19 protein-coding genes are annotated in these 25,278 nt (G+C 70.6%); 7 read left to right on the top strand and 12 right to left on the bottom strand.

What is annotated here, in order from left to right; genetic code table 11:
• Window positions 1-96 precede the first annotated feature (96 nt).
• The 8 genes from ACFWDO_RS15915 to ACFWDO_RS15880 form a co-directional block, all read right to left on the bottom strand.
• The gene (locus ACFWDO_RS15915) at window positions 97-4,125 is read right to left on the bottom strand and encodes a discoidin domain-containing protein (protein WP_380319683.1); all 4,029 of its coding nucleotides are present in this window, start codon (window positions 4,123-4,125) and stop codon (window positions 97-99) included.
• Window positions 4,126-4,150: 25 nt separating this feature from the next.
• Window positions 4,151-4,975 carry a carbohydrate ABC transporter permease gene (locus ACFWDO_RS15910; protein ID WP_380319680.1) on the bottom strand — a complete coding sequence of 275 codons (825 nt, stop codon included), beginning with the start codon at window positions 4,973-4,975 and terminating at the stop codon, window positions 4,151-4,153.
• Entirely contained in the window at window positions 4,975-5,784 is an 810-nt protein-coding gene (locus tag ACFWDO_RS15905; RefSeq protein WP_380347031.1) for a carbohydrate ABC transporter permease, read from the bottom strand. Before ACFWDO_RS15905 ends, ACFWDO_RS15910 begins: the two co-directional genes overlap by 1 nt.
• Before the next feature lie 269 nt (window positions 5,785-6,053).
• Window positions 6,054-7,352, bottom strand: a complete 1,299-nt coding sequence (locus ACFWDO_RS15900) for an ABC transporter substrate-binding protein (RefSeq protein ID WP_380319674.1) — start codon at window positions 7,350-7,352, stop codon at window positions 6,054-6,056.
• Window positions 7,353-7,472: 120 nt separating this feature from the next.
• Entirely contained in the window at window positions 7,473-7,814 is a 342-nt protein-coding gene (locus ACFWDO_RS15895) for an L-rhamnose mutarotase (protein WP_380319672.1), read from the bottom strand.
• Between the two features lie 88 nt (window positions 7,815-7,902).
• The gene (locus tag ACFWDO_RS15890; RefSeq protein ID WP_380319669.1) at window positions 7,903-8,991 is read right to left on the bottom strand and encodes a mandelate racemase/muconate lactonizing enzyme family protein; all 1,089 of its coding nucleotides are present in this window, start codon (window positions 8,989-8,991) and stop codon (window positions 7,903-7,905) included.
• Entirely contained in the window at window positions 8,988-9,995 is a 1,008-nt protein-coding gene (locus ACFWDO_RS15885) for a hypothetical protein (RefSeq protein WP_380319666.1), read from the bottom strand. Before ACFWDO_RS15885 ends, ACFWDO_RS15890 begins: the two co-directional genes overlap by 4 nt.
• Window positions 9,996-10,000: 5 nt before the next feature.
• Window positions 10,001-13,294, bottom strand: a complete 3,294-nt coding sequence (locus ACFWDO_RS15880) for a DUF5107 domain-containing protein (RefSeq protein ID WP_380319663.1) — start codon at window positions 13,292-13,294, stop codon at window positions 10,001-10,003.
• Between the two features lie 207 nt (window positions 13,295-13,501).
• Here ACFWDO_RS15880 and ACFWDO_RS15875 point away from each other — a divergent pair, with 207 nt between their 5' ends.
• Entirely contained in the window at window positions 13,502-14,245 is a 744-nt protein-coding gene (locus ACFWDO_RS15875; protein ID WP_380319688.1) for a helix-turn-helix domain-containing protein, read from the top strand.
• 111 nt (window positions 14,246-14,356) lie between these two features.
• Window positions 14,357-16,528 (top strand): alpha-galactosidase, encoded by a 2,172-nt coding sequence (locus ACFWDO_RS15870; RefSeq protein ID WP_380319660.1) that lies wholly within the window; start codon window positions 14,357-14,359, stop codon window positions 16,526-16,528.
• 28 nt (window positions 16,529-16,556) lie between these two features.
• Here ACFWDO_RS15870 and ACFWDO_RS15865 read toward each other — a convergent pair whose 3' ends face one another.
• The 4 genes from ACFWDO_RS15865 to ACFWDO_RS15850 all read right to left on the bottom strand — a co-directional run bounded on the left by ACFWDO_RS15865 (window position 16,557) and on the right by ACFWDO_RS15850 (window position 20,423).
• The gene (locus tag ACFWDO_RS15865) at window positions 16,557-17,714 is read right to left on the bottom strand and encodes an ROK family protein (protein WP_380319657.1); all 1,158 of its coding nucleotides are present in this window, start codon (window positions 17,712-17,714) and stop codon (window positions 16,557-16,559) included.
• 149 nt (window positions 17,715-17,863) lie between these two features.
• Window positions 17,864-18,625 carry a CPBP family intramembrane glutamic endopeptidase gene (locus tag ACFWDO_RS15860; protein ID WP_380319654.1) on the bottom strand — a complete coding sequence of 254 codons (762 nt, stop codon included), beginning with the start codon at window positions 18,623-18,625 and terminating at the stop codon, window positions 17,864-17,866.
• 59 nt (window positions 18,626-18,684) lie between these two features.
• Entirely contained in the window at window positions 18,685-19,875 is a 1,191-nt protein-coding gene (locus ACFWDO_RS15855) for a PrsW family intramembrane metalloprotease (RefSeq protein ID WP_380319651.1), read from the bottom strand.
• Window positions 19,872-20,423 (bottom strand): hypothetical protein, encoded by a 552-nt coding sequence (locus ACFWDO_RS15850; protein WP_380319648.1) that lies wholly within the window; start codon window positions 20,421-20,423, stop codon window positions 19,872-19,874. Before ACFWDO_RS15850 ends, ACFWDO_RS15855 begins: the two co-directional genes overlap by 4 nt.
• Window positions 20,424-20,814: 391 nt before the next feature.
• On the opposite strand from ACFWDO_RS15850, the gene ACFWDO_RS15845 reads away from it, so the two are divergent.
• The 5 genes from ACFWDO_RS15845 to ACFWDO_RS15825 all read left to right on the top strand — a co-directional run.
• On the top strand, window positions 20,815-21,675 hold the full coding sequence (locus ACFWDO_RS15845; protein WP_380319686.1) for an SUMF1/EgtB/PvdO family nonheme iron enzyme: 861 nt from the start codon (window positions 20,815-20,817) through the stop codon (window positions 21,673-21,675).
• Between the two features lie 28 nt (window positions 21,676-21,703).
• Window positions 21,704-22,723 (top strand): hypothetical protein, encoded by a 1,020-nt coding sequence (locus ACFWDO_RS15840; protein ID WP_380319645.1) that lies wholly within the window; start codon window positions 21,704-21,706, stop codon window positions 22,721-22,723.
• Window positions 22,724-22,795: 72 nt separating this feature from the next.
• Complete coding sequence (locus tag ACFWDO_RS15835; protein WP_380319642.1) at window positions 22,796-22,945, top strand: hypothetical protein; 150 nt, start codon at window positions 22,796-22,798, stop codon at window positions 22,943-22,945.
• Between the two features lie 172 nt (window positions 22,946-23,117).
• Window positions 23,118-24,632, top strand: a complete 1,515-nt coding sequence (locus tag ACFWDO_RS15830; RefSeq protein WP_380319639.1) for a hypothetical protein — start codon at window positions 23,118-23,120, stop codon at window positions 24,630-24,632.
• 173 nt (window positions 24,633-24,805) lie between these two features.
• Window positions 24,806-25,278: alcohol dehydrogenase catalytic domain-containing protein (locus tag ACFWDO_RS15825; RefSeq protein WP_380347030.1), on the top strand; the 473-nt coding region annotated here is incomplete at its 3' end.

Below are 25,278 nucleotides of genomic sequence, written 5' to 3'. Positions count from 1 at the left end.
GGTGGCGCCTCGTCGCGAGGCGCCACCGGCACGGCGCACGGTGACCGACACCGGCCGACCGGTGTTCGTGGAGCGGTCAGGACACGGCGTCGCCCCTCAGGACAGCACCCGCAGCTCGCGGAGCTCGTAGCCTGCCCCCGGGATGCCTGGGGTGTTCGTCAGGATCCGCACGTAGCGAGCCGTCACCGGGGTCGACAGCCCCGTCGCCTCCGACTCCCCCTGACCCGTCTCGAACACGAGTCGCTGGGTGGTCCAGTCCTGGCCGTCGTTCGAGGTCTGGACCTGATAGCTCCGGGCCCAGTGCTCCCCCCAGACCGCGCGCACCGTGCTGAACGTCCGCGCGCTCCCCAGGTCGACCGTCAGCCACTGGTCGTCGCCGGTCCCCGAGTGCCACGCCGTCCCCAGCTTGCCGTCGACGGCTGCTCCGGCGGGGCCCGCGTCGCTCGCCGTCGACCCCGTGGCGGTGGCGCCCCGGGCGAGGTTCTCCGGGGCGACGTAGAGCTCGAGCTCGGCGACGTTGAGCAGCCCGTCCGCCCGGACCATGCGGTACCAGCGGTAGGGCTTCGTGCTGTCGACCGTCGCCGTGTGCCAACCCACCCGGGGTTCGCCGTCGAACGTGTACACGTCCTCCCAGCCGGCGTCGGGCGACGTGTTCGATCCCTGGATCTTCGCGCCCGCCATCCGCTCCGGAAAGCTCGATCGCGGGTGGTAGCGAAGCCCCTTCAGCACCTTCTCCTTGCCGGCGCCGAGGTCGAGCCCCGCGTAGCCGGGCACCGGCATGCCGTCGAAGAAGGTGTTCGCCTTGCCGTCGAACGCCGCACGGAACGACGTGTCCCCGGGGGCGCTGTTCCAGTCCGCGGTACCGAACGGCGTCCCGGTCGCCTTGACGAGCCCGTCGGGGCTGTCGAACAGCTCCAGCTCGCCGATCGCGGTGCCCCCGGTGCCGCCCACGTACCGGTAGTAGCGGTAGGCCGGGCCGGGCTCCAGCACGGCCTCGTGCCAGCCGGCCGCCGGCGTGCCGGGAATGGTGTACAGGTCCACGAACCCGGAGTCGGGACTGTTCGACCCCTGGATCCTGGCGCCGGCCGCGGCGCCGGGGTCGTCCGCCGCAGGGTGGTACCGGAATCGGGTCAACGACCGCGCCTGGCCCGCACCGAGGTCGAGTCCCGCGGAGCTCTCCGCTCCCCCGCTGAACGCGCTGGCCGGGTCGCCGTCGAACGCCGCCGCGGCGCCCTCCGAGCCGATCGGTTCGCCCGTCAGCCGGTCCGGGACCGGGGTCGTGGGCGGCCTCTGGTCGGTGAAGAGCTCGATCTCGGCCACGCTCGTCCTCGTCGTGCCGCCGACGTACCGGTAGTACCGGTAGGCGCCTGCCGACGCGAGCGTGACGTCGTGCCATCCGTCCCCAGGGGCGAAGTTGACCTTCGCCAGGTTGACGTAGCCGGCGTCGCGGGAGTTCGAGCCCTGGATCATCGCTCCCTCCATCAGTGCCCCCTGGCCGGCACGGGGATGCAGCCGCACGCGGGTGACGGGTTCCGCCGTCCCGAGGTCGACGCCCGCGAAGCTGCCGGTGTCGACCCCGTCGTAGAAGGTGTCGACGTTCCCGTCGAACGCCGCAGCCGCGCTGGTGTCGCCCGGCTCGGTGTCCGCGTCGGGAGACCCGAAGGGCTCACCCGTCACCTGCACGGTGAAATCGGGCAGCGCGGCCGGCTTCGCAGGCGCGGCGACGGGTTCGACGCCGTCGGGCGTGACCACGTACCACGTGAAGCTCATCGGCGGCAGGGTCACGTCGAGCTGGGCGTTGCCGTTGGAGTCGATGGTGAGATCGGCCGGGGTGCCGGCGCCCTCGCGGTAAACATCGACCTTCTCGGCGGTCGGCGTCGCTGACGGATAGCTGCCCGCCCATTCCGGCTTCGGGAAGTACTCGAACACCGGGTATGGGCCGAACACCGGGATGTCCTTCGTGTCGAGATACGACCCGGGGACGGGCTGCGGCGGCTCGGTCAGGTCGGTCATTCCCGTGTAGTACAGCGGCACCGTCAGGCTCTGCGTTTGCGCCTCGTCGGTCTGGTTGAAGACCGCCACCAAGGCGCGTTCGTCACCGTCGGAGCGCGCGTGCATGAACGCGTCGATGCCGGTGCCCCGGGCGAGGTCGCCCTCGGCTTGGCGCGGCGGGACGATGTGGATGATGTCGGAGGAGATGACCTCGCGGTACGTCTTGTACACGTCGGCCCAGTACTTCACGACCGCATGCACGTCGGCGTCGCCGTCATCCATCGTGGTGCCGCGGAACGCTGGATTGACGCCGGCCAGGAAGCTCTGCCCGATGCCCCAGCTGTAGTCGAACAGGTTCTGCTTCAGCGGCTTGAAGATCGCGTCGGCGTTGCCGCCGTGGTACGGGTCGATGGGCATGAACGTCCACGTCGCCGACGGGGACTTCTCGTAGGTGCCGTTGTAGATGTACTGCCGGCCGTGCATGAGCTGCTGCTGGCGCGGCTGGCGCCAGCCGTACTCCTCGTAGCCGATGACGTTCTTGTTCGCGCCGTTGAGGTAGTGCAGGTCGGGGGCGTTGATATAGGCGCCGCGCTCGCGCATCATGCGGTAGAAGTCGTTGCTGAAGGTCCACTGCTTGTAGACGGAGTCGTCTCCGCCATCGGCGTACGCGTGGTTCGTCTCCTCGCAGCGGAACATCGGCCACGGCCCGTCGAGCTCGACGATGTCGAGCCCCGCGGTGTCCATCATGGACTGCACGCGACGCTGATACTCCTCGAATCCCGTCGTCGCGAGACCCATCACATTGCCCCAACCGGAAGCGCAGGTGCTCTCGGCCGGGTTGAACACGGTGCCGGTCGTCAGCAGCGTATAGCCGCCGACATCCATGCCCATCGCGCGGACCGCTTCGAAGTCCTCTTTCTTGCGTTCAAGGTACGCAGGATCGGTGCTGAGCATGTTGAAGCCGCTACCGAAGGACTGGATCATCATCTCGAAGCCCATGTCCGACGTGGATGCGGCCGATTCACGGATCGCGGTCGGGTCGTCGGAGAGGAGATGGTAGAACAGCGGGTCCTCGGTGATCTGCGGCGCGAGGGTGCGGTACATCGCCTTGATCTCCATCTGCTGCGCCTCGTAGTGGTCGGTGCCGTGCAGCAGGATGAAGCTCCGGAACCCGTCGAAGTGACCGCCCCAGTGCGGCTCCTCGGTCCCGATGCGATACGCCGGCCCCTCCTTGTAGAGCACGGTGTACGTCTCGGCGTCCCCGTCGTCCTCGACGGTGTACGTGCGGTCCTTGTCGTTGTTGCGGGAGGCGTTGTCACCCGGACCGCCGTGATAATCGGTGTCCAGGTAGAAACGCCCGGCGACCTCGGACTTCACGTGCAGGACGTCCGTGGTCAGGTCGTCGATCATCACCGGCGCCGCGCTCGTGTTGTCCACCGAGACCTTCTTCATCACGGTGGCGATGCCGTCGTAGATCTCGTACCGCACGGTGACGGTCACGCCGTCGAGGGCGTCCGGGAGGCTGTCGTGCGGGCGGAAGGTGACCACGAGGGCCTTGCCCTTCGCCGGCCAGGGCTTCTTCTCGGCGTACGGCTTGAGGGTCTTGCCGTCCTTCTCGTACGGCGTCCACTCGTAGGGCTTCTGCGTGCTGTCCTCGACCCGGTGGGACGCGTAGACGAATCCCCCGGACGCCTTGGTGCCGCCCACGTCGTACGCGGTGCCGTCGAGGCTGATCCGGGCCTCGGGCTCTCCCGCGCGCGCGAGCATCTCCTGCCCGGTGCCCAGGTTCTTCAGCGACGTCGTCGAGAGGTTCGGCGCGCGGACGAACGCCCGCTGCACGATCCCGTTGGACATGGTGATGGACTTGCCGCGGACCGTGATGGTCGACGGCGTCGTCACCGGATGGACCACCCAGTCCCGGGCCGGCGGCGGGTTCCCGGCCTCGGTCTCCCCCGTCCCGGCCTGGCCGGGCGAGGGCAGCTCGGCACGGACCCCGGCCTGCGGCTCGGCGGCGCTGCTGACCCCCGCCACCGCGGGGGTGCTGAGCAGGGCGACGACCAGGGCGAGTCCGAGCAGTCCGGGCCTTTGTCGCGAGCGGCGCGCCATCGTCGGCGGGCGTGCTGTGCGGGTCATGTGTTCGGTCCCTTCCGTCAGGGTGTCAACCCTTGGTGGCTCCGCCCGTCAGTCCGCGGACGAAGTGCTTCTGGAACAGGAGGTAGAAGACGAGGATCGGGATGGTGGCGAGGAACATGAAGGCGAACACCGCCCCGTAGTCGCGCAGGTAGGTGCCGATCGATCGGTAGATGCCGACCGTGATCGTGTTGCCTGCGCCCGGTCCCAGGACGAGCAGCGGGGTGAGGAAGTCGTTCCAGATCCACACTCCGAGGAAGATGAGCACGCTTGCCGACGCGGGCCGCAGGAGAGGGAAGACGATCTGCCAGAACGTCCGGAACTTGCCTGCGCCGTCGACGGCCGCGGCTTCCTCGAGCTCGCGGGGTACCGACCTGACGAATCCCATGAAGACGAAGACGGCGAACGGCAGGTAGTAGCCGACGTTCACGAGCACTGCACCCGGGAGGGTCGTCATCAATCCGATCTCACGCAGGATGCGGGTGATCGGCACCATGATGACGGCGGGCGGGATCATGAGGCCGATGAGCATGACCCCGAGGAGGACGCGCCCCCAGGCGCGCTCGGCGCGCACCAGGTAGTGGGCGCACATCGCGGCGAGCAGGGTCGTGATGATGATCGAGATGCCGGTGAGCTGGACCGAGTTCAGCAGCCCGGCCCAGAACAGGCCGTCGGGCCGGGTCAGCACGCCCGTGAGGTTGTCGAGCGTGGGCTGCAGCGGCAGCGCGAGCGGCGAGGCGATGACCTCGGCGCTCGGCTTGAAGACGTTCACCAGCGCGATATAGAGCGGCAGGACGAAGAATGCGGCGGCGGCGAGCGCCACGACGGGCCGCATCCAGGCGAGACGGGGCATCAGTAGGTCACCTCGCGGCGCTGGAGGACGCGCAGCGTGACGACACTCGCGGTGGCCACGATCACGAGCATGATGCCCGCCATGGCGGAGGCCATCCCCGCCCGCTGCTCGACGAAGGCGGTCTGCACCACGTCGAACGCGATGGTCGCCGTCGCACCGCTCCCTGGTCCGCCGTTCGTCAGCACGGCGATCTGGTCGTACACCTTGAAGGTGCTGATCATGAGCATGACCGTGGTGATCGTGAGGGAAGGCGCGATGAGCGGCCAGGTCAGGTGGCGAAAGCGCTGGACGGGGCTCGCCCCGTCCAGGCTCGCGGCCTCCTCGAGCTCGGTGGGGATCCCGGCGAGGCCTGCGAGGTAGACCACCACGGCGAAGCCGAGCAGCTGCCAGACCAGGATCCAGGAGACGGTGTAGATCGCGACGGCCGGGTCCGAGAGCCAACCCGGTGGGTCGGCGATCCCGATCGTCCGCAGCATGGCGTTGACGAGGCCGTCGTCGACGAGGAGCGACCGCCAGATCACCGAGACGACCACCGACGAGAGGATGACCGGCGTGAAGTAGACGCTACGCAGCAGGTGGTAGAGCCGACCGTTCTTGCGCAGCAGCAGTGCGATCGCGATACCGAGGACGTTCGTGACGACGACGACGAGCGCGGTGATCAGCACGGTGTTGCCGAGGGTCCGCAGGAACGACGCGTCAGAGACGAGGAAGGCATAGTTGTCGAGTCCCACGAATGACGTCACGGGGCGCGTGGCGCGTTCGTCGGTGAACCCGGTGACGAGCGTCCAGAGGATGGGGACGAAGACCACGGCCGTGAAGATCGTGAGGGCCGGCAGCACGAAGACTGCAAAGTTGCCCGCGGATTGCCACCGCTGGATCCAGGCTCTCGTCGACCTGCTGGTGTCGTGCCTGCGTGCTCCGTCCTCGGAACGCACTCTCTGGTCCGTGGTGACCATGGTCATCCTCGACCGTTCCTTACTGTTCAGCGGTGCTCGACCATGTCGGCCTCGCGCACCGTCGGGCGGGATCCGGTCCGCAGCCGACCGCGAACGACGGCGGACGACCGCGGACCGGGTGCTCACTGCGTGAGCTCGGCGTACGTGGAGTTCAGGTGCTCGACGAACCCGTCCACGTCGGTGCGCCCACTGACGAGATCGCCGATCGCGGAGTTGACCTCTGCCGTGAAGCCCGCGGGCAGCGCCGGGATGCCGCCCTCGTTGCCGAAGGCCGCGGTCACGGTGCCGCTCGACTCCGCCTCCTGGTAGAGGGACAGGGTCTCGTCGTAGAGCTTCGTCGTGCCGTCGGGGAGGTCGAAGTCCTTCAGCGCCACGAACAAGCCGTCGGCGAGCACCCCGCCCTCGAGGTTCTCGGGGACCTGGGACCAGGCGATCGCCCACTCCTTGGCCTTGTCCACGTCGGGTGCGCTCGCGCTCACCGAGAGCCCGCCGCCGGTGTACGTCGGCATGACCAGCGAGCCGTCGTCGGACGGCCACGGGAACACCCCGAGATCCTCCTGCTGCTCGGCAGTGGGAGCGACGGTGAACCACGAGCCCATCGGATACATGCCGCCGTCGCCGCCGAGGAACGCCTCCTGTCCCTCGGCGTAGGTCTTCGCGAGCGTCGAGGGGTCGATGTAACCCTTGTCGACCAGCTCCTTCAGCTTGCTCACGGCGCCGGCGAACTTCGGGTCCGAGAAGTCGGCCTCTCCCGCGGCGAGCTTGCCCAGGAAGTCGGGATCCTCCGCATAGACGTCGGTGCCGACGAGAGCGGTGAGCGGGTAGATGTTCGCCCACGTGTCCGAGCCGCCCCCGTTGACGATAAACGGGGTGATGCCGGCGGACTTGAGCTTCTCGGCTGCGTCGAGGAGCGCGTCCCACGTCGTCGGGACCTCGTCGATGCCGGCCTTCTCGAACGCCGCCTTGCTGTAGTAGACGTTCGGGATCGTCTGGGTGTTCGTCGGGAGCTGGTAGATCTTGCCGTCGAAGCTGTTCGCCGTGGGGTCGATCCAGTGCGAGAGCTCGTCCTGAGAGAACTCGGCGAGCTTGCCCGCCTCGGCGAGGCCCGTCGGGTTGACGGCGACCATGATGTCCGGGAGCTCGCCGGTGGAGTCCAGCTGACGGGCGTAGGCGTCTCGGTCGGTCGTGGGGGCGACGAGCTTCTCGATGGTGACCCCGGGAACCAGCTTGTTGGCCCGCTCGATGCTCGCGTCCCAGTACTCCGCGTCGAGATTGGGGGTCTCGAATGTCAGGAGCGTCAGGGTGACGTCGTCGGTGCCGCCGTCCCCGGTGTCGGACCCGCCCCCGACCGTGCATCCTGCGGCGAGCAGCGCCACCGCCGCCGCAGCGGCGCTGAACGATACGAAAGTCTTCTTGGACACGGTGGTTCCTCGGCTCTCTGGGCTCGACGGTGAGCTGGCATTACTAAAGCTTGTTTCTTATGTATCTCGAGTGTGGGCGCACGCCCGCGGGTTGTCAAGGGGCGGGCCCGCGGCGCGGGCTCACGGTGACGCCTCGTCCTGCTGCTGACGCCGAAGGCTCCAGACGGCCTCGAGCGGCTCCAGTCCAGGGCTCCCCTCGGCTCCGAAGAACCGGTCCACGAACCGCCCGATGTCCGCCTGCCAGCGCGCGTTCGCCGGGTCGTCGCCGAGCGCGGCGAACGCCGCGTCGAAGTCGTCGACGTCCACGACATGGAACAGCCGGTCCCCGGATCGCCAGATGACCCAGTCGTGGATGCCCACCCGCTCGAACACGTCCCGGAGCTCGTCCGGGATCCTGGCGTGGTGCTGGCGATACTCGCCGACCGCCCCGGGCCGGATGGTCGAGTGCAGCGCGATCCTCATGGGGACGCCTCCGACCCTCGCGCCTGAGGTCGATGCGCACGACCGCCGGAACGCCCGCGGGCACGCCCCGATCCGGCTCCGCCCGCGCTCATGCGACCCGCCGGTCGTCGATGGCGTCGGCGTCCCAGTCGATCCCGAGCCCGGGAGCCTCCGGGGCGACGGCGCAGCCGTCCTCGATCTCCAGGCCCGTGCGGGTGATCGCCCGCAGCTGCGGGATGTGCTCGACGTACGCACCGTTCGGGACCGCGGCGGCAAGGCTGACGTGGAGCTCCATGAGGAAGTGCGGACAGACGATCGTGTTGTACGCCTCGGCGAGGTGCGCCACCTTCAGCCACGGCGTGATCCCGCCGATCCGGGCGACGTCGACCTGGACGACGCCGGCGGCGCCGCGGTGCAGGTAGTCCCGGAACTGGCCGACCGAGTACAACGACTCCCCGACCGCGATCGGGATGCTCGTCGCGGCCGCGAGCCGGGCGTGCCCGCTGACGTCGTCGGCGGGGAGCGGCTCCTCCAGCCAGAACAGGTTCGCGTCCTCGAACGCCGCAGCGCGGCGGACCGCTTCCGCGGCCGTCATCGACTGGTTCGCGTCGACCATGAGGTGCATCTCGTCCCCGACGGCTTCGCGCACGGCGAGGAGCCGCTCCCGGTCGTCGACGAGGCTCGGCCTGCCGACCTTGAGCTTGACCCCCCGGAGGCCCTTCGCCTTCGAGTCGAGCGCCCCGGCCACGAGCTCCTCGGTGGACAGGTGGAGCCACCCGCCCTCCGTGTCGTAGAGGGGCACCCGGCGGCGATGGCCCCCGGCGATCTGCCACAGGGGCTGGGACGCTCGCTGGGCGCGGACGTCCCACAGGGCGGTGTCGACCGCTGCGAGCGCCAACGAGGTGATCGCGCCGACCACGGTCGCGTGGGTGGACCACATCAGGTCCGCCCAGATCGCTTCCACGGTGCGACTGTCCTTGCCGAGGAGGCGCTCGACCAGATGGTCGCGGAGCAGGCTGAGCACCGCACGTCCCCCCGTGCCGATGGTGTAGGAGTAGCCCACGCCGGTGAGTCCGTCGGCCGTCTCGATCTCGACCAGGATCGTCTCCTGCTTGACGAAGCTCTGGACGGCGTCCGTCCGGACGGTCTCGACCTCGAGGTCGACGAGGCTCGCGCGAACGGCGGTGATCACGGTCATGCGTCATTGCTCCGATCTGGATGGTCGTCGGTCGGTCTCGTCATGTCGGACGGCGCGCTCGCCGTCCAGCGGATCTCGATGGCCCGGGCGTCTCCGGGCGCCAAGGACACGAGGGGGCCGAGCACCTCCAGCTCGGCGTAGGCGTGCCTCGGCCACATCCCGTCGGTGCCCGACAGCGGTGCCGTGGTCGGGCACTGCATCCACACCTCGGCACGCGAACCACCGTCGGGGTACTCGGCATCGTCGTCGGGGTCGAAGCCGAGCTCCAGCGTCTCGCCCCTCGGGCCCACCCAGCGGACGCACCCGGTCGCGTCGGCCACGCCGCGCTTCGCCACCACGTGCTGCCACGGCAGCACGAGCCACGAGCCGTCCTGCCGCCAGCGCGCGCTCCCGACCCAGTCGCCGAGATCGACGGGCGCCTCACCCCTGTTCGCCAGCTCGATGCGCGGACGGCACCCCCGCCCGTCGACCGCCCACGGAACCTGGCACACCTCCCACGGGGACCAGCGGACAGGAACGGTCGAGACGTTCTCCTGCTCGATGCGGAGCAGGAACGACGTGCCTCGCCGGGGGACGGTGAACGTGCGGTGCATCCGCAGACCGGTCACGGCGTCCGACTCGCTCGACATGCTCAGCTCGATTCCGACCTGCGTCGGCCGGCTCGCCCACGACCACCGTCCGTCGTCGAAGACCGGATCGGGCGGGCCCGTCCACCCGGGCGCGTCGCGACGTCGCTGGGGTGCGACCCAGGTCTTCGAGCCTCCGGCATTGGACCAGGAACCGGCCGTGCCGTCGGGGACCGGCCACTGCGCCCGCCGGAGACGGGGGCGGGCCGACGGGTCGAAGAGGTCGGGGTTCTGCCAGAGAAGCTCGTGGCCGTCGACCCGGAGCGAGAGCAGTCGCCCGCCGACCGCCGGGAGGAAGGCGAGGTCCAACCGGTCGTTCCTGACCCGGTGCACGGCGAGCGACGGGTCGGCGTCCGGCCCGTGCTCGGCCGCTCCCACCCGTGTCATGCTTCGCCGGCCGCGGCCGGGCCCCGACGCCCCGGCACCGGAGACCCCTCGAGCAGCGTCAGCTTCGATCGGATGGCGGCGACCTCCTGATCACGTTCGACCTGCGGGTCGTCGACGAACAGGAGCATCGTGGGCAGCGACGTCGCGAAGTAGTCGATGGTCGCGGGGACGCCTGCCTGCTCCTCCACCCACCGTCGCAGCGCGTTCTCGACCTGTGCCGCGTCCTCGACCCTGCCCAGGCGGCGCAGCGCGAGGATCGACCAGATCGTGCTCGCGCTGTAGGGCTGCGGGCTCATCCGCGCGAAGTCGCCGGTGAAGGCGGCAGCGTGCTCCCACTCCGTCGCGGCTTCCGCCGGACGTCCGCTCGCGGCCAGCGCGTCGCCGAGGACGACCCGCAGCTCGGAGTCGTTGGCCAGAGGGTGCCTCGCCTCGCCGAGCGTCGTCGGCGGCTGCAGCGCAGATCGCATCGCCGCGACCGCATCCGCAGGACGACCGTGCGCCAGGGCGGCGCGAGCCGTCGCGAGCGCGACGCCGTCCCACGCCGCCAGCACCTTGCCCTCGCCGCCCTCCCACGGCTGGAACTCACGGCCTGCGAGCGACTCCCGCGCCTCGGTGACGCGTCCGACCGCGAGCAGCGCCTCGGCGCGGGCCACCGTCAGGTCGTCGCGCTGGCTCACGAGCGCCGGCTCGGCGTCGAGCTCGACGAGCCGTGCGTCAGGCGTGTGGCCGAGACGGATCCGGAGCTGATCCCACTCGTAGAGCAGCTTCGCGCTGTCCGGCGCGAGGCTGCGTGCCTCGGTGAAGCTCCGCTCCGCGGCGCTCCGGTCCGACTGCACGTTGTACGCCGCGATCCCCAGGTTCCGGTGGGCGACCGCCGCGGTCCAGGCATCCGACCCGGCGCGCACGACCGCCGTCCAGGCGTTCACAGCCTCGGCGTGTCGTCCGCGGTCGTACAGCCAGTTCCCGTGGAGCAGAGCAGCAAGGGCGTCGCGGGGGTCGGCGCCGCGGGCGGCCTCGAGCGCGGCCACGTCGTCGAGACGCGACGCGGCACACCAGCGCGGGTCGCTCGCGCGGGCTGCCGCGCGCGCGGCAGCCCCGTCGTCGGCGCGCCCGAGCCTCTCGAGGACGACCGCGCGGTGGTAGTGCGCGAGAGGGACCACGTTCACCTGGCCGAGCGCGGTGGCCGGCGAGGCGACGACGACGTCGAGCACGCGCAGCACCTCGCCGTCGAGCCGTGCGGCGGCGTACTCGAGCGCGACGTCGAGCACGATCGTGGGGTCGTTCGACGGAGGAAGCCCGAGGAGGTCGCGGGCCCACTGGTCGAGCGGATCTCGTTCGAGCACGCCGGAAGCGACGGACCGTGCCTCCTGAGCACGTCCCGCATCAGCGAGAAGCGCGGCGAGCAGGCAGGAAGCCTGGGCATGGTCAGGATGACGACGCGTGAGTGCGACGAGATGCTCGATCGCGCGCGACCGGTCCACCGACGTGAGCGACCTGGCCAGCGCGAAGCCGGCCGGCAGCTCCCACGCAGCGTCCCAGGCGGCCCGCGCGAGAAGGGTGCGCGCCTCCGTGTCTCGGCCGAGCCGCAGGAGCACGAGGCCGAGGAGGTAGTGCGCCTCGCCGCTCGCGGGTGTCTGTGCCCAGGCGGTGAGCCGGTCGACGGCGCCCCGCAGCAGCGACTCCGCTTCGCCGTACCGGCCCTCGGCGTGCGCGGCTGCACCGAGCGCGGTCGCGGCCCTGGTCTCGCCGGGGTCACGGCGGAGCATCTCCTCCCAGTACGGCTCTGGGCGGCGAGTGGCGTGCCGGTACTGGCGCAGGTACACGGCGATCTGGTGCAGCTCGTCGATCGTCGCCACGTCCGCGGGCCGCGGCGGTGCGACGGCCGCCCGCGGCGGCGGCGAGGGGTCGGGCTCGAGCTCGGGCGCCGTCAGGACGACCGTGCCGTCCTTGTCGAGCAGGACCTCGACGGGGACGGCCGAGACCACGGTGCACCACCACGGCTCGTCGGGCTGGAGGTCCACGTCCTCCCGGAGGACCTGTGCGCCGTCCGCGAGGACACGAACGACCGCCGGGGAGAGCCGCGTGGACGCGACGAGGCCGATCCGCACCAGGTCGCCGTCGCGGTGGACACTCGCCGACGCCGACCTGCTGGCGCTCGTGGCCGGGCCGATCCCTCGGATCGGGTACCAGCACTGGGCGAACTCCTTCGCCTCACCGGGCGCGATCCAGGCGAAGTCGGGCTGGTTGTCGGTGTAGACACCGGCCATGAGCTCGATGTACGGGCCGTCGTCGTCGGTGAGGTTGCGGTCCCAGGCCTGGCCGAAGGGCGCGTTCCCCCACGTCCACATCTTCTTGCCCGGCGACACCTCTCGCGGCGCCCAGTGCACGAATCCCGCGTCACGACCGTGGTCGTACCCGCCGAAGAACTCCTCGCTGGACTCCGTGACCATGTACGAGGTCGGAACGGGGATGTGGTGGTACCAGTCGAGCCGGTCGCTCCCCTCGACGGCCGCACCCCGCGCCGGATAGTCCACGCCGTAGTACGGACGGTCGGCGGCGGGAAAGGAGGTGACGGCCCGCCGCGCATGGTCGGCGACGTGGCGGACATCGCGCGGAAAGAATGCCTGGTAGTCGCCGTCGACGCGAGCTGCGACGTTGGCCCACCAGAGGAACGTCTGTCGGACCTCGGAGCGGTTGTAGAGGCGTACGAGGAGGTCGATCCGGGACGAGTCGGCGGACAACCGGACCCCGTGCATGCCCTTCATCCGAGCGAAGGGATCATGGTCGGAGCACCACACCGTCGCGGTCTCGTCGGTCTCCTCGATCTCGACGTCGACCGGCAAGAACGTCGCCGGACGATGGTGCTGCGGCCAGTTGAACTCCACTCCCCCGGAGATCCACGGCCCTGCGAGACCGACGAGTGCCGGCTTGATGACGTTGTTGCGGTAGAAGATGTCGTAGCCCGCCCGCTTGTCGTAGGCGACGTGGATACGGCCACCCAGCTCGGGCAGGATCATCAGGCGCAGCCACTCGTTCTCGAGGTGGATCGCCTGCCACAGGCGAGGACGGCGCTCCGGAGAGATCCGCTCGTGGAAGGACAACGGGAACACCCGACCGCTCGACCCCTGGTACACACGTCGATCCAGGAAGGCCGGGAACGAGTCGGGCGGCTCCGGGAGATAGGTCGCGATCTCGACCGGCTCGCTCCAGACCGCTACCTCGCGGTCCTGCAGCGCCGCAGGGACGGGGGGCAGGACGATGCGCGCGGTGCTCGCGCTGAGGGACGACATGCAGTCAACGTAGGGTCGCCCGACGAGCGCCCGGAATACAGGATCCTGCGAGGGAGATGGACGAAACGACTTTCGCCGGGCCACGATCGGACCGTGCAGATCGCCGAAGGGTTCGCGGGACAGCGTCTCGTCGTGCTGCCCCGCCCACGGGTGGCACGAGCACTCGCCGACCCCATCACCTCGAGGCTCACCGTCACCGACTGCGGCATGTTCCCCGTCGCGGGCTTCCACCTCCGCGAGCGCCCCGCGGGGATTCCGCAGGCAGTGGTTCTCGCCTGCGCGGCAGGTCTCGGGTGGGTCGAGACTGAGGGCGAGCGGCACGCCGTCGCCCCTGGGGACGTCGTGGTCCTGCCTCGTGACCGCCCGCACCGGTACGGCGCCGACGCCGACGACCCGTGGACCGTCTGGTGGTTGCACGCCGCCGGGACCGACGTCGACGACCTCGTCGCAGCGGGTTCGCGCGGGCTGGTTCGAACGCCCGGCGACCGGTTCCGCGTGCAGGGTCTGATTGAGGAGGTCGTGACCGCGCTCGAGCGAGACACGACCCGGGAGAGCCTCGTCGGTGCGGCAGGAGCGGCATGGCACCTGTTCTCGTTGCTGGCGACGGAGCGCCCAGCGACGGGATCCGTCGACCGTGCGATCGAGGACGCCGGGGCCGCGCTGCGCGAGAACCCCGCAGCACACGTCACGGTCGACGGGCTTGCAACCGTGGCCAGCCTCTCGGCGTCCTACTTCTCCAGCCTCTTTCGACGACGTTTCGGCACCTCGGTCCTGCGCTACCAGACCGAACAACGGATGGCACGCGCCCGACATCTGCTCGACACCACGCGAGAACCGGTCGCCCGGATCGCCAGCGCCGTCGGCTACGACGACCCGTACTACTTCTCCCGGCGTTTCAGGGCCGTCCACGGCACGACGCCGCGCGCCTACCGGGCCCAGTCCAAGGGGTAGCCCGCCGGGGAAGGCCGCGTTCCTCTGGGCTCTACCTCCTGACCGGGCCTCGACCTACTAAGGTAAGGTTGTTTCGTAAGCTTCTTCTGCAACCCCACAGCGAGGTCTGGCATGACAGCTCCCGGCATCGACAGGCATCTGCACGTGCACGCCGGCGGGACCTCCGTCGTCATCGACCTCCCCGAGCGCACCGCACCCGCGCTCGCCTACTGGGGCCCGAGTCTCGGCGATCTCGACGCCACGGAGCTTGACGCCGTCGTTCGCGCGATTCGTCCCCAACAGCGCGTCGGAGACATCGACCACCCGTCACCGGTCAGCCTCGTCCCCGTCCAGGCCGAAGGATGGACGGGGTCTCCCGGCCTCGAGGGACACCGGCGCCGCGCCGCCTTCGCCCCGTCCTTTCGCTGCATCTCGCACAGCATCTCGACGGATGCGGGAGCGATGCGTGCGGTGCTGCGGTGCTCGGACCCGGACGCCGGCCTGGATCTGGACATCACTCTCGACGTGCTGCCATCGGGACTCGTCCGGCAGAGGCTCGTGCTCCGCAACGTGGACGACGGCGCCTACACGGTCCAGGCCCTCCGCGCGGTCTTCCCGGTCCCGGACGCCGCGACCGAGCTGCTCGACCTGACCGGACGTTGGATGCGTGAACGCATCCCGCAAAGGCATCCGCTCAGGGTCGGCCGGTTCGCGCGTGAGAGTCGGAAGGGACGCCCGGGCGCCGACGCCTCCCTGCTGCTCGTCGCCGGCGAACCAGGCTTCGGGTTCGAGCGAGGGCCCGTCTACGCCGTGCACGTCGCCTGGAGCGGCAACCACGAGCTCGCCGCCGAGCGCACGATCCTCGCGGGCACGGTGCTCACGGGGGCCGAGCTGCCGCTGCCCGGCGAGATCGTCGTGACCGCGGGACACGAGTATGCGTCCCCGTGGGTCTACGCGTCGCACGGGAACGGCCTCGACGAGCTCGCGAGCCGGTTCCACGAGTTCCTCCGCGCACGCGAGAGTCACCCGCACGCGCCCCGACCTGTCGTCATGAATGTCTGGGAGGCCGTGTACTTCGACCACGAGCTGCCCAAGCTCAGCGAGCTCGCAGAGCTCGGCGCCTCCATCGGCGCCGAGCTCTTCATGCTCGACGACGGCTGGTTCCTGGGGCGCCGGAACGACAGATGCGCCCTCGGAGACTGGTACGTCGATCCGGACGTGTGGCCCGAAGGACTGGCACCCATCATCGACCGGGTGCATGAGCTGGGCATGGCGTTCGGTATCTGGGTCGAGCCCGAGATGGTGAGCGTCGACTCCGTCCTTGCCCGCAAGCACCCCGAGTGGTTGCTGGGCCCGGGTGGCCGGACCCCACCAGCCGCGAAGTGGCAGCAGGTGCTCGACCTCTCGAACCCCGAGGCCTACGCCTACATCTTCGAGCGACTGGACTGGCTGTTGCGTGAGCACGACGTCCAGTACCTCAAGTGGGACCACAACCGCGACGTGCTGGAGCCGGGCGCCGAGCTGACCGGGTTCGCCACCCTGCACGAGCACACCCTCGCCGTCTACCGGCTCATGGACGAGCTGCGTCGCCGCCACCCGGACGTCGAGTTCGAGAACTGCGCCTCCGGCGGCGCGCGGATCGACCTCGAGATCCTGTCACGCACCGAGCGGACTTGGGTGAGCGACTGCGCCGACCCCATGGAGCGCGCCATCGTCCAGCAGTACACCGGCCTGCTCATGCCACTCGAGATGACGGGCAACGACATCAGCGCGGCGACGTCCCACACGACGGGCCGCACCTCGTGGATCGACCTGCGCGGCGGTGTCGCGATCCTCGGACACCTGGGCATCCAGTGGGACCTCACCCGGACCACCGAGCAAGAGCGCGCCGATCTCGCCGCCTGGGTCGCGGCCTACAAGCGGCATCGGGGGCTCCTTCACTCCGGCAAGGCCGTCTCGCTCGATCACCACGACCCGTCGGTGCTGATTCGCGGAGTCGTGGCGCCCGACCGGTCGCGCGCGCTGTTCACGCTTGCTCAGCTCACCTCGAGCCTCGCCCCCTCGGGCGGCCGCATCCGTTTTCCCGGGCTCGACCCCGACACCAGGTACGACGTGCGTGTCGACACGCCCGCTCACGCCGTTCGCTCGCGGGCGTACACCCCCGCGCCATGGGTCGTCGACGGCATCCGACTCACCGGACGGACGCTCGCCGCGGTCGGGTTGGAGGCTCCCGTCCTGGATCCGGAGCAAGTCATCATCATCACGCTCGACTCCGTACCGGGTATCCCTTCCGGCACCCGGTGACGGCGACACGCTCCCGCAGTGTCGTGGCCTAATCGACCAGCAGGGTGCGAGGAGCGAGCTCCGCGAAGAGCCGCTCCTCGGCCCGGTCGAGCGCGAGCCGCATCGCCCCTGCGGCGACAGCCTCGTCCCCGAGGGAGGAGCACACCACGGCGGGCGGGAACGGCGTCTCCGCCTCGATACGCGCGCGGACCGGCGCGGCGATCGCATCACCCGCTGCGGAGACGCCACCCCCGATCACGAGCAGCTCCGGGTCGATCGCGATGATCGTCGGCACGAGTCCGGCGACGATCTCGTCGACGAAGGTGTCGACGCGAGTCTGCGCGTCGGGATCGCCGGCTGCGGCTGCAGAGAAGACGGCACGGGTGTCGAACTCCCCTGGTCGTTCGGCGAGGTGGAGAAGCGGGCCGTAGTCGGCGCGCCAGGGAATGGCACGCCACAATCCGATCTGGCTGGCCGCACCGTGGTGTCCGTTGTGTGGCCGTCCCCCGATCAGCGCAGCAGCCCCGATCCGTCTGCCGATGTGCAGGTAGACGATGTCCGACGCGTCCTGCGCCGCGCCGCGCCAGTGCTCGGCCAACCCTGCCATCGGCATGTCGCTCGTCCCCACGACGCGGAACGGGTAGCGCTCACCGACCCAGGACGCCGGGCTCTGTCCCTGCCACCCCGGGATCACCGTGTTGTAGACCACGACTCCGTGCCGGTCGACGGTGCCCGGAGTCGCGACGACGGCCTCCGTGATCGCGTCGGCACCGGGCGGAAAGCCCGCCAACGCTGCGTCGATGGCGTCCCCCAAGGCTTCGAGGCGCCGCTCTGCAGGCCAGCTCGGCTCGAGCTCGACCCGCGCACGAGCCACGACGGTGCCTTCGAGGTCGCCCACCAGCACGACGACCTTGTAGCTCCCGACATCCGCGGCCAGCACGTGGCCGACCTCCGGCCGGAACTCGAAGCCCTGCGCAGGCCGCCCGATGACCGTTCCCGACCGGGCCGGGCTCACCGGCGCCGCCCAGCCTGCTCCGACGAGGTCGTCGACAGCCTGTTTGGTCGTCGGCCGCGACAGCTGAGACCGCCGGGAGAGCTCGGTGATCGTGTAGACGCCGCCCGCGTGAAGGACGCGGAGCACGGACTGCAGATTCAGCCGTCGCAGAACGGAGGGGTCCCCGCTCGACAGGGCGGCGTGGTTGGTCATGATCCTCCGAACGAAGCATCTCGCGGCACCACGAGGAAAGGGTTCAAACTATCCCGCTTCATGCGAGTGGGCCTCGGTGCACCGCCGCATCCCCAACGGTCGTCTCAGGATACTGACGCGGCAGGTGGTGGCGTGGCAGTCATGTGCCGTCATGTCAGCGGGCCCTTGGCCTCGAGGGCCCGGGTCGCGTCGGACGCCGTGCGCTCGTCGGCGCCGCGGATCACCCACGCGACCACGGCGAGCCCGAGCAACCCGATCAGCGGGGTGGCGAGGCCCGCGACCGGCACCGTCTCGTCGTCGACGAAGTTCACCGTGAACACCGACACGTCCCACAGCCCGTGCAGCACCATCGACCACACCAGCGAACCGGTGACGCGCCGCAGGATGTAGAACACCGTGCCGGACCCGGCCGCGATCAGGCCCTGGAGCAGCGCCTTCTCGGGCGCCAGGCCGGAGACGATGTTGGCCAGGTGCATCGCGCCGAACAGCAGGGTGCTCAGCAGCCACACCCCGACCTCCCGGTAGCGCGAGCGCAGGGCGACCAGCAGGACGCCGCGGGCGGCCAGCTCCTCGCAGAACCCCACGCCGACGCCGAGCAGCAGCAGCGCGATCAGGAAGGAGGCGTCGAACGCGGACCACTCGGTCTGCGCGAAGCTCACCAGCGCGAGCATCGCCATGAGGACGGGCACGACGACGGGCCACCGGCGCGCGCTGGGATGCCGGTCGTGCAGCGCGGGCCGCCACCAGCCGAGGGCGGTCGTGACGGCGACGAGGTAGACCGCACCGACCACGAACGACGGCACCGTGACGCGATAGATCGACTCCGCGCTCGCCCCCACCTCGTCGAACGGCACCCCGGAGATCGCGGCCACCACCACCACGATCACCAGGTACCCCACGAGCACCGCCACCCCGATCCATGCACGAGGCCGTACGCGCACCCTGCCACCACCCTTCCGGTCGATGCCGCTCATCGCGGCGCCCGTTTGTCGAGCCGTCGAAGCTCGGCCCGCGCGAAGTCCACGCGGGGTGTCTCTGTGCCCTGCGCGGCGGCGATCTCGTTCGCGAGATCGCGCGCCGCGGAGAGGCGGTGCCTGCGTCGTCGACGGTCTTCGCGGCCGTCGGCGTGCCGCCGGTACGAGCGCCGCTGGCGCCAGCTCCCGGCGAGGGTGTCGAGCTCCTCGGGGGTGAGGTCGCCGGTGTCGACCTCCGGCGCCATGACGGCGCGCATCGTGTCCCGTTCAGCCTGCACCGTGAGGTGGAAGACGCCTACCACCGCGACCACCGCCAGCAACGCGATCACGAGGATGAGGATCAGCGAGAGCTGTCCGTTCCCGCCGCTGAAGGCGCCGACGGCGTCCCACAGGAAGTGCAGGCCCACCGCCGTGACGCACAGCCCCAGGCCGAGGCCCACCCGTCGGCGTTGGGCGACCGTCCCGACCAGGTAGATCACGCCGGCACCGAAGATCGCGGAGTACAGGATGTGGGACGTGAACCCGGTGAGCACGCGCAGTCCCACCGTGTTCAGACCGTTGCCCAGCGGGTCGGACCCGAACTCGGCCTGCGCGGAGTTCAGCGCGTACAGGACGTCCTCGAAGATCTGGAAACCCAGGCCGGCGAACGCCCCCAGCACGAACCCGTCGTACGCGGTGCGCACGACGTTGCGCGCGACGAACAGCAGGAGCAGGACGCCCGCCCCCTTGCCGAGCTCCTCGGTCACCGGAGCAGACATCGCGGCCCACCACGCGTCAGCCGTCTGCTGGCCGAGCAGCTTCGCGTAGAGCCCGTGGAGCGCGTCGTTCGCGCTCACTGCGATGACCCACGTCGCCGCGACCCCACCCCAGCCGAATGCCGCGACCCGCAACGACACCGGCTGGGGCGAGTACCGGTCGATGACGGTGGTGAACCACCAGAACACCACCGCGTACGCCGCGAACAGGATTCCCGCGACGCCGATGACCCCGCCGAAGGCCCGCACCGTCGCGTCCACGATCTGCCACAGCTCGAACAGCCCGTAGACCAGAAGCCCGACGAACATCCACAGGCAAGCATTCCGCGGCTGCCACCAGACGACCGGGTTGCCCCACCCGTTCGCATGCAACGCGTCGAGCCGCGCCGCGACGGCCGGACCGGTCTCCGCAGGAGTTGCCGTCGCGCTCACGAGGTAGCCTCCGACGTCGTCCCGACCGGCGCGACAGACCGGATCATCGCGCCCACCTCCTCCGTCACCGCAGGCGGTGTGGTGGCTGGACCGACCGCGACGAGCCTGACCCCGTGGTCACCGAAGACGAACGCCCCGATCAGCCCGTTGCCCGACGAACCACTGAACCGAGCCGCGACACCCCGGTCACCGGCGGCCGTCGCGATGTCGATCGGATCGCCGATCACGCGGTAACCCGCCTCCCCCCGCAGACCGCCGCTCGTGGTGCGCAGCTGCTCCAGGAGGCCATCGGCGGTGCCGTCGTAGGTATCCGTCTGGATCTGCAGAACCACTCCGTCCTTCGATACCGCGGCCGCCGGCGCGTACCGACCGCCCGAGCCAGGACTGCCTTGGCGTTCTCCCGAGACGACGTTCCAGCCGGGCTCGGGGGCGAAGGTGATCACGTCGTCGAGCTGGATCACGTCCCCAGGTTCGGCGAGATCTTCTCGCGAGACCGCGCCGTCCAGCGCCGGCAGCGCCCACACCGCCACGAGCACCAGCACCAGCACCGTGAGAGCCGGGGCGACGGTCGTCCGGTCGAGACCCCAGAGGCGCCGTTCAACGGGAACCCATCCTTTCGGCCGGGCGGGGGTGGGCGACTCACTGACGTGCACGGGCACCCTCCTCTGGTCGACGCTGCGACGGTAACCGCGCGCCCTTCTTCACGCGCGCCGAAGGCCGACGGGTGCGGTCCGGCAGGTCCGGGGGTGCTCGCGCAATGCCGAGCTCGTCCATGTTCGTGCCCTGAGCATCCGCGCCATCGATGCGCGGCATCCGGGTCGAGCCGCTCGACGAAGAGAGCCCCACGCGATCCTGAGGGCCCCGGCCTCGACGCGGCTCCGTATGCTGACCGGCGTGGACCTCACCGAGCTCGTCGCCGTACCGGCCGCCTCGTTCAGGATGGGCTCGGACCGCCACTACCAGGAGGAGGCGCCCGAACATCACCGTACGGTCCGGGAGTTCGCGATCGAGCGACACCCGGTGACCGTCGGTCAGTTCGCGACGTTCGTCGCCGACACCGACTACGTGACGGTCGCCGAGCGTGAGATCGACCCGGCGGAATACCCCGGTGCCGATCCTGCCGTCATGGTCCCGGGCTCGCTGGTCTTCACCCCGACGACCGGGCCGGTCGACCTCAGCGACTGGCGACAGTGGTGGCGGTGGCAGCCGGGCGCGTCGTGGCGACACCCCACCGGTCCGGGCTCCACAGCGCTCGACCGCCCCGACCATCCCGTCGTCCACGTCGCGCACGCGGACGCAGCGGCCTACGCCGCGTGGGCGGGACGCCGGCTGCCCACGGAGGCGGAATGGGAGCTCGCCGCACGCGGCGGCCTCGACGGAGCGGAGTTCACGTGGGGCGACGACTTCACGCCCGGCGGGCGTGTCATGGCCAACACCTGGCAGGGCGCCTTCCCCTACCGCAACGACGGCTGGGGCAGCACTTCACCAGTCGGCGCGTTCCCGGCCAACGGCTACGGCCTCGTCGACATGATCGGCAACGTCTGGGAGCGGACCGCCGATGTCTTCACGCCCCGACACATCGTCCCGGGACGCGCCGCTCCGGAGCGCGGCTCCCGCGCCGACCTCCTCGCGGGGGTGACCCCACCCACCACGTCACCCCGCGTCAGCCGCGTCACCAAGGGTGGGTCGCACTTGTGCGCGCCCGAGTACTGCCGACGCTACCGACCGGCCGCGCGATCCGCGCAGACCGACGACTCCGCCACCTCCCACCTCGGCTTCCGCTGCGCGGTCGGAGCTTGAGAGCGGTGGGAGCGTCAGAGGGGTGCCCATGGACGTGACTGCGAGCAAGGCCGCAGGATCGCAGGGCAGGTCGAGCACGAAGGTCGGGACCGCCCTGCGACGGCTGGGCCTCGACGACGAGGCGGTCTGCGTCTTCGAGACGCTGCTCGACCGGGCACCGGTGCCGCTGTCCCAGGTCGAGGCCTCGAGCGGACTGGGCCCACAGGCGTTCGGGCGCGCCTACGACCGTCTCGTGGAGTCCGGACTTGCCGTCGCCGCCACCGCGGACACGCTCGTCGCCCCCATGCCCCCGGAAGCGGCCGTCGAAGCGATGAGCCGCCGGCGCACGGCGGAGATCGAAGAGTCGCGCGTCACGATCGCGGCGGCGTTCGAGACGTTCCGACGCGAGCGGTACTCCGCTCCTGCCGGTGAGGCCGTCGAGATCGTCACCGGCCCCGCCATCGGCCACCGGCTCGTGCAGGAGTGGTCCAGCGCGCGCACCAGCGTGCGACAGCTCGACTCCCCGCCGTACTTCGCCCTCGAGGACGGCGTCGACACGGCGCTCGAGACGCTCGCACGCGGGGTGCGCCACCGCATGGTGTACGCCCGCGAGTCATTGACGTTCCCAGGAAAGCTCGCCGACGACATCGAGCGCTGCATCGCGGCGGGCGAGCAGGCCCGCGTGGTGACGGCGGCCCCGGTCAAGCTGATCGTCGTGGACGACCGGGTCGCTCTGGTCTCACCCGCCGCCGGCGAGGCCGACGTCTACAACACCATGCTCGTCGTGCACGCCGGGGTGTTGCTGACCGCCTGTACCGCGCTGTTCGAGGCCGTGTGGGCCACTGCGCTGCCCTTCCACGACCGGTCCGCCGGCTCCCCTCGGCTCCTGCACCAGGACCGCCGGCTGCTGTCGTTGCTCGCCGGTGGCCTGACCGACGACGAGGTCGCCGCAGACCTCGGCGTGAGCCGACGCACGCTCTATCGCCGTCTGGAGGTGCTCAGCGCCCGCGTGGGCGCCACCACCCGGTTCCAGCTCGCCCTGCAGGCCCAGCGCCGCGGGTGGCTCTGACCGCACGTGACCGGATCGTGCCAGTGGCACGATCCGGTCCCCGGACAGCAGCCGCTGGGGGACGCTCGACCCATGAGGTTCACCACCCGACCCCGGCGCGCCCGCGCGACGCGCGGCGCCCTGATCGCGTCGCTCGCGCTGACTGCGCTACCGCAGGCCGCGGGCGCCGCGCCTGACCCGGCGGGCCGGGCGGGCTGCGTCCCGGTCGCGAGCACGAACTGAGCACGTCCTCCGGGACGGGGCAGACCACCACCTCTGGGCGCGTCGGGTGCGCCGCCAACCTCGCAAGGGCGCCGGTCCGGGCGGGCTCCGTACGACACCGTGGCCACTTGCAATCTTACGATCGATAGGTGCAATCTTGCGCCTAGACCGGTCCGACTCAAGGAGGAGACCGATGACGAGTCATCCCCACGCGGACGGCGAAGGTCCCGGTCCCACCGAGGACTCGGCTCCATGGACCGCCGCCGGCATCGAGCACCGCGCCCTGACGATCGACAGCCCTTCGGCCGAGCTCGTCGACGCCTTCCGCTGGGCGATATGGCAGGTCAGGCGACTCTCCAGCGCTCCGGCGGGAAGCCGTCCCGACGATGCGCTCCTGCCCGAGGGCGCCGACGTGGCGCGACTGCACGCGGGCGTTCTCCCGGCTCCGGGCGCAGAGGCCGAGCGCTCGCTCGCGCGCTCTCCCCGCGAGGTCGGCGAGCCGCACGACGGTGAGGACGCCCGCTACCGCGGAACGATGCTCGCGCTCCTCGACCGAGCGGCTCACCTCTACCGCTGGACCGGCGACCCCGCTCCCGCCGGCGACCCGGAGCTCTGGGACCGGCTCGCCGCCCCGCTCCAGCGCCTCATGGAGCGGTCCGACCACCAACGAGCGCCTCTCGTCGAGCACGCCGATGAGATCGCCTCGACGTTCCGCGCGTTCCTCGCGCTCGCCGAGCTGGCGTCCGCCCGGGGGGACGTGCCGCTGGCGGAGCAACTCACGGCGAGGGCACGACACCTGCAGGGCCACGTCGCACGAGAGTGGTCCGCGACCCGTGATGTCTGGCCGTTCCTCGTCGACCGCCGGTCCAGCCTCCCTGCCCGCCCCGGAGACGGCTGCACACCCGGTGCCAGTCTGGCGTCCGCCGGGCTACTCCCTCCGGACGACCCACGCACCAGGGAAGTTCTTGCGTGCCTTGACGCCGACGACGTCCCCCCGGGTACCGCGGCCGCCACCGCCCTCGTGGACACCCTCTACCGGCACGGCCAGGACGAGGGCGCCTGGGCATGGCTCCAGTACGTCATCTCCGAGCTGGACGAGCCGGACCCCGTCCTGCCTAATCGCACGAACGGCGAAGACCCGGCGACGAGCCACGCTCTCCTGACGAGCATCGTCAGCGGCGTGGCCGGCATCGAGCCCGACGCGGCCCACGACGCGGTCACGGTGCGCTCGCACCTGCCAGCCTGCCTCGCGTGGCTCGAGCTCGATCACGTCACGGTCGGGGACCACGTGATGACCGTGCGCCACGACGGGCGAGCCTCGACCAGGGTCACGCACCGCTCCGGGGCGAACTCGCTCGTGACGACCATCGAGTTCGCCGGCTCATGGGCTGCGGTGAGCGTCGACGGCCACCTCCACCAGGTGCACCATCGCCGCGACGACGGGCACGCCGTCACTGGGGTGACGCTGCGGCTCCGGCCGGGTCAGAGCGTCTCTGCGCTGGCCGTGGTCGCGTCGGACCTCACGGTCCTCGCAGACACCGTCCGTACCCCTCCTCGGGACATCCATCTCACGAGGCCGGCTGCCAGTGCGGAGCCGTCGACGACATGGACCGACCTCACATGGCCCACCTCGCGGGACGCGGACACGTACCAGGTCGCGATCGCACAGCGCTCGGACCTGACCGACGCCGTCCCGAGCATGCGGTGAGCGGCACGCGCCCTCACCGAGACGTGAGGGTCGCCGCCCCCGGGCGGCCCCGGTGCGCAGGCGGCGCAGTGAAGCCTCGGACGGCGAGTCCGTGACGGCGCGAGCGACGGCGGTTGCCGGATGAGGTCTGTGAAGGGTCAGGGGACGGTACGACGGGTGTCGAGGAGAGCTGAGTGAAGGCGCTGTTCAAGCCGGGCCCGGGCCCGGGCCTGGAGCTGGTGGACCGGCCCGAGCCGGAGGCCGGCATCGGGGACGTGAAGATCCGCGTGCTGCGCACCGGCATCTGTGGCACCGACCTGCACATCGAGCGGTGGGACGACTGGGCCGCGTCCACGATCCAGGCGCCGCTCGTGCCCGGGCACGAGTTCGTCGGCGAGGTCGTGGAGGTCGGCGAGCTGGTGCACGACGTCGCCGTGGGCGACATCGTCTCGGGCGAGGGGCACATCGTGTGCGGCACCTGCCGCAACTGCCGCGCCGGGCGCCGCCAGATGTGCATCCGCACCCAGGGCCTGGGCCTGCACCGCGACGGTGCGTTCGCCGAGTACGTGGTGCTGCCCGCGACCAACGTGTGGGTGCACCACGCGGGCGTCGACCTCGATGTCGCGGCGATCTTCGACCCGCTGGGCAACGCGGTGCACACCGCGCT

Origin of the sequence: Isoptericola sp. NPDC060185 (genome assembly GCF_042728595.1) — a bacterium.
Lineage (GTDB): Bacteria > Actinomycetota > Actinomycetes > Actinomycetales > Cellulomonadaceae > Isoptericola.
Note: the sequence above shows the minus strand (reverse complement) of the source record. Positions and strands in the feature narration are given on the sequence as shown.

Excerpts from the sequence above, each read along its gene's own strand:
- ACFWDO_RS15890 (WP_380319669.1), bottom strand. The coding sequence starts at position 8,991 with ATGACCGTGATCACCGCCGTTCGCGCGAGCCTCGTCGACCTCGAGGTC.
- ACFWDO_RS15865 (WP_380319657.1), bottom strand. The coding sequence starts at position 17,714 with ATGACCAACCACGCCGCCCTGTCGAGCGGGGACCCCTCCGTTCTGCGA.
- ACFWDO_RS15845 (WP_380319686.1), top strand. The coding sequence starts at position 20,815 with ATGGGCTCGGACCGCCACTACCAGGAGGAGGCGCCCGAACATCACCGT.
- ACFWDO_RS15880 (WP_380319663.1), bottom strand. The coding sequence starts at position 13,294 with ATGTCGTCCCTCAGCGCGAGCACCGCGCGCATCGTCCTGCCCCCCGTC.
- ACFWDO_RS15870 (WP_380319660.1), top strand. The coding sequence starts at position 14,357 with ATGACAGCTCCCGGCATCGACAGGCATCTGCACGTGCACGCCGGCGGG.
- ACFWDO_RS15895 (WP_380319672.1), bottom strand. The coding sequence starts at position 7,814 with ATGAGGATCGCGCTGCACTCGACCATCCGGCCCGGGGCGGTCGGCGAG.
- ACFWDO_RS15835 (WP_380319642.1), top strand. The coding sequence starts at position 22,796 with ATGAGGTTCACCACCCGACCCCGGCGCGCCCGCGCGACGCGCGGCGCC.
- ACFWDO_RS15910 (WP_380319680.1), bottom strand. The coding sequence starts at position 4,975 with ATGCCCCGTCTCGCCTGGATGCGGCCCGTCGTGGCGCTCGCCGCCGCC.
- ACFWDO_RS15840 (WP_380319645.1), top strand. The coding sequence starts at position 21,704 with ATGGACGTGACTGCGAGCAAGGCCGCAGGATCGCAGGGCAGGTCGAGC.
- ACFWDO_RS15830 (WP_380319639.1), top strand. The coding sequence starts at position 23,118 with ATGACGAGTCATCCCCACGCGGACGGCGAAGGTCCCGGTCCCACCGAG.
- ACFWDO_RS15915 (WP_380319683.1), bottom strand. The coding sequence starts at position 4,125 with ATGACCCGCACAGCACGCCCGCCGACGATGGCGCGCCGCTCGCGACAA.
- ACFWDO_RS15875 (WP_380319688.1), top strand. The coding sequence starts at position 13,502 with ATGTTCCCCGTCGCGGGCTTCCACCTCCGCGAGCGCCCCGCGGGGATT.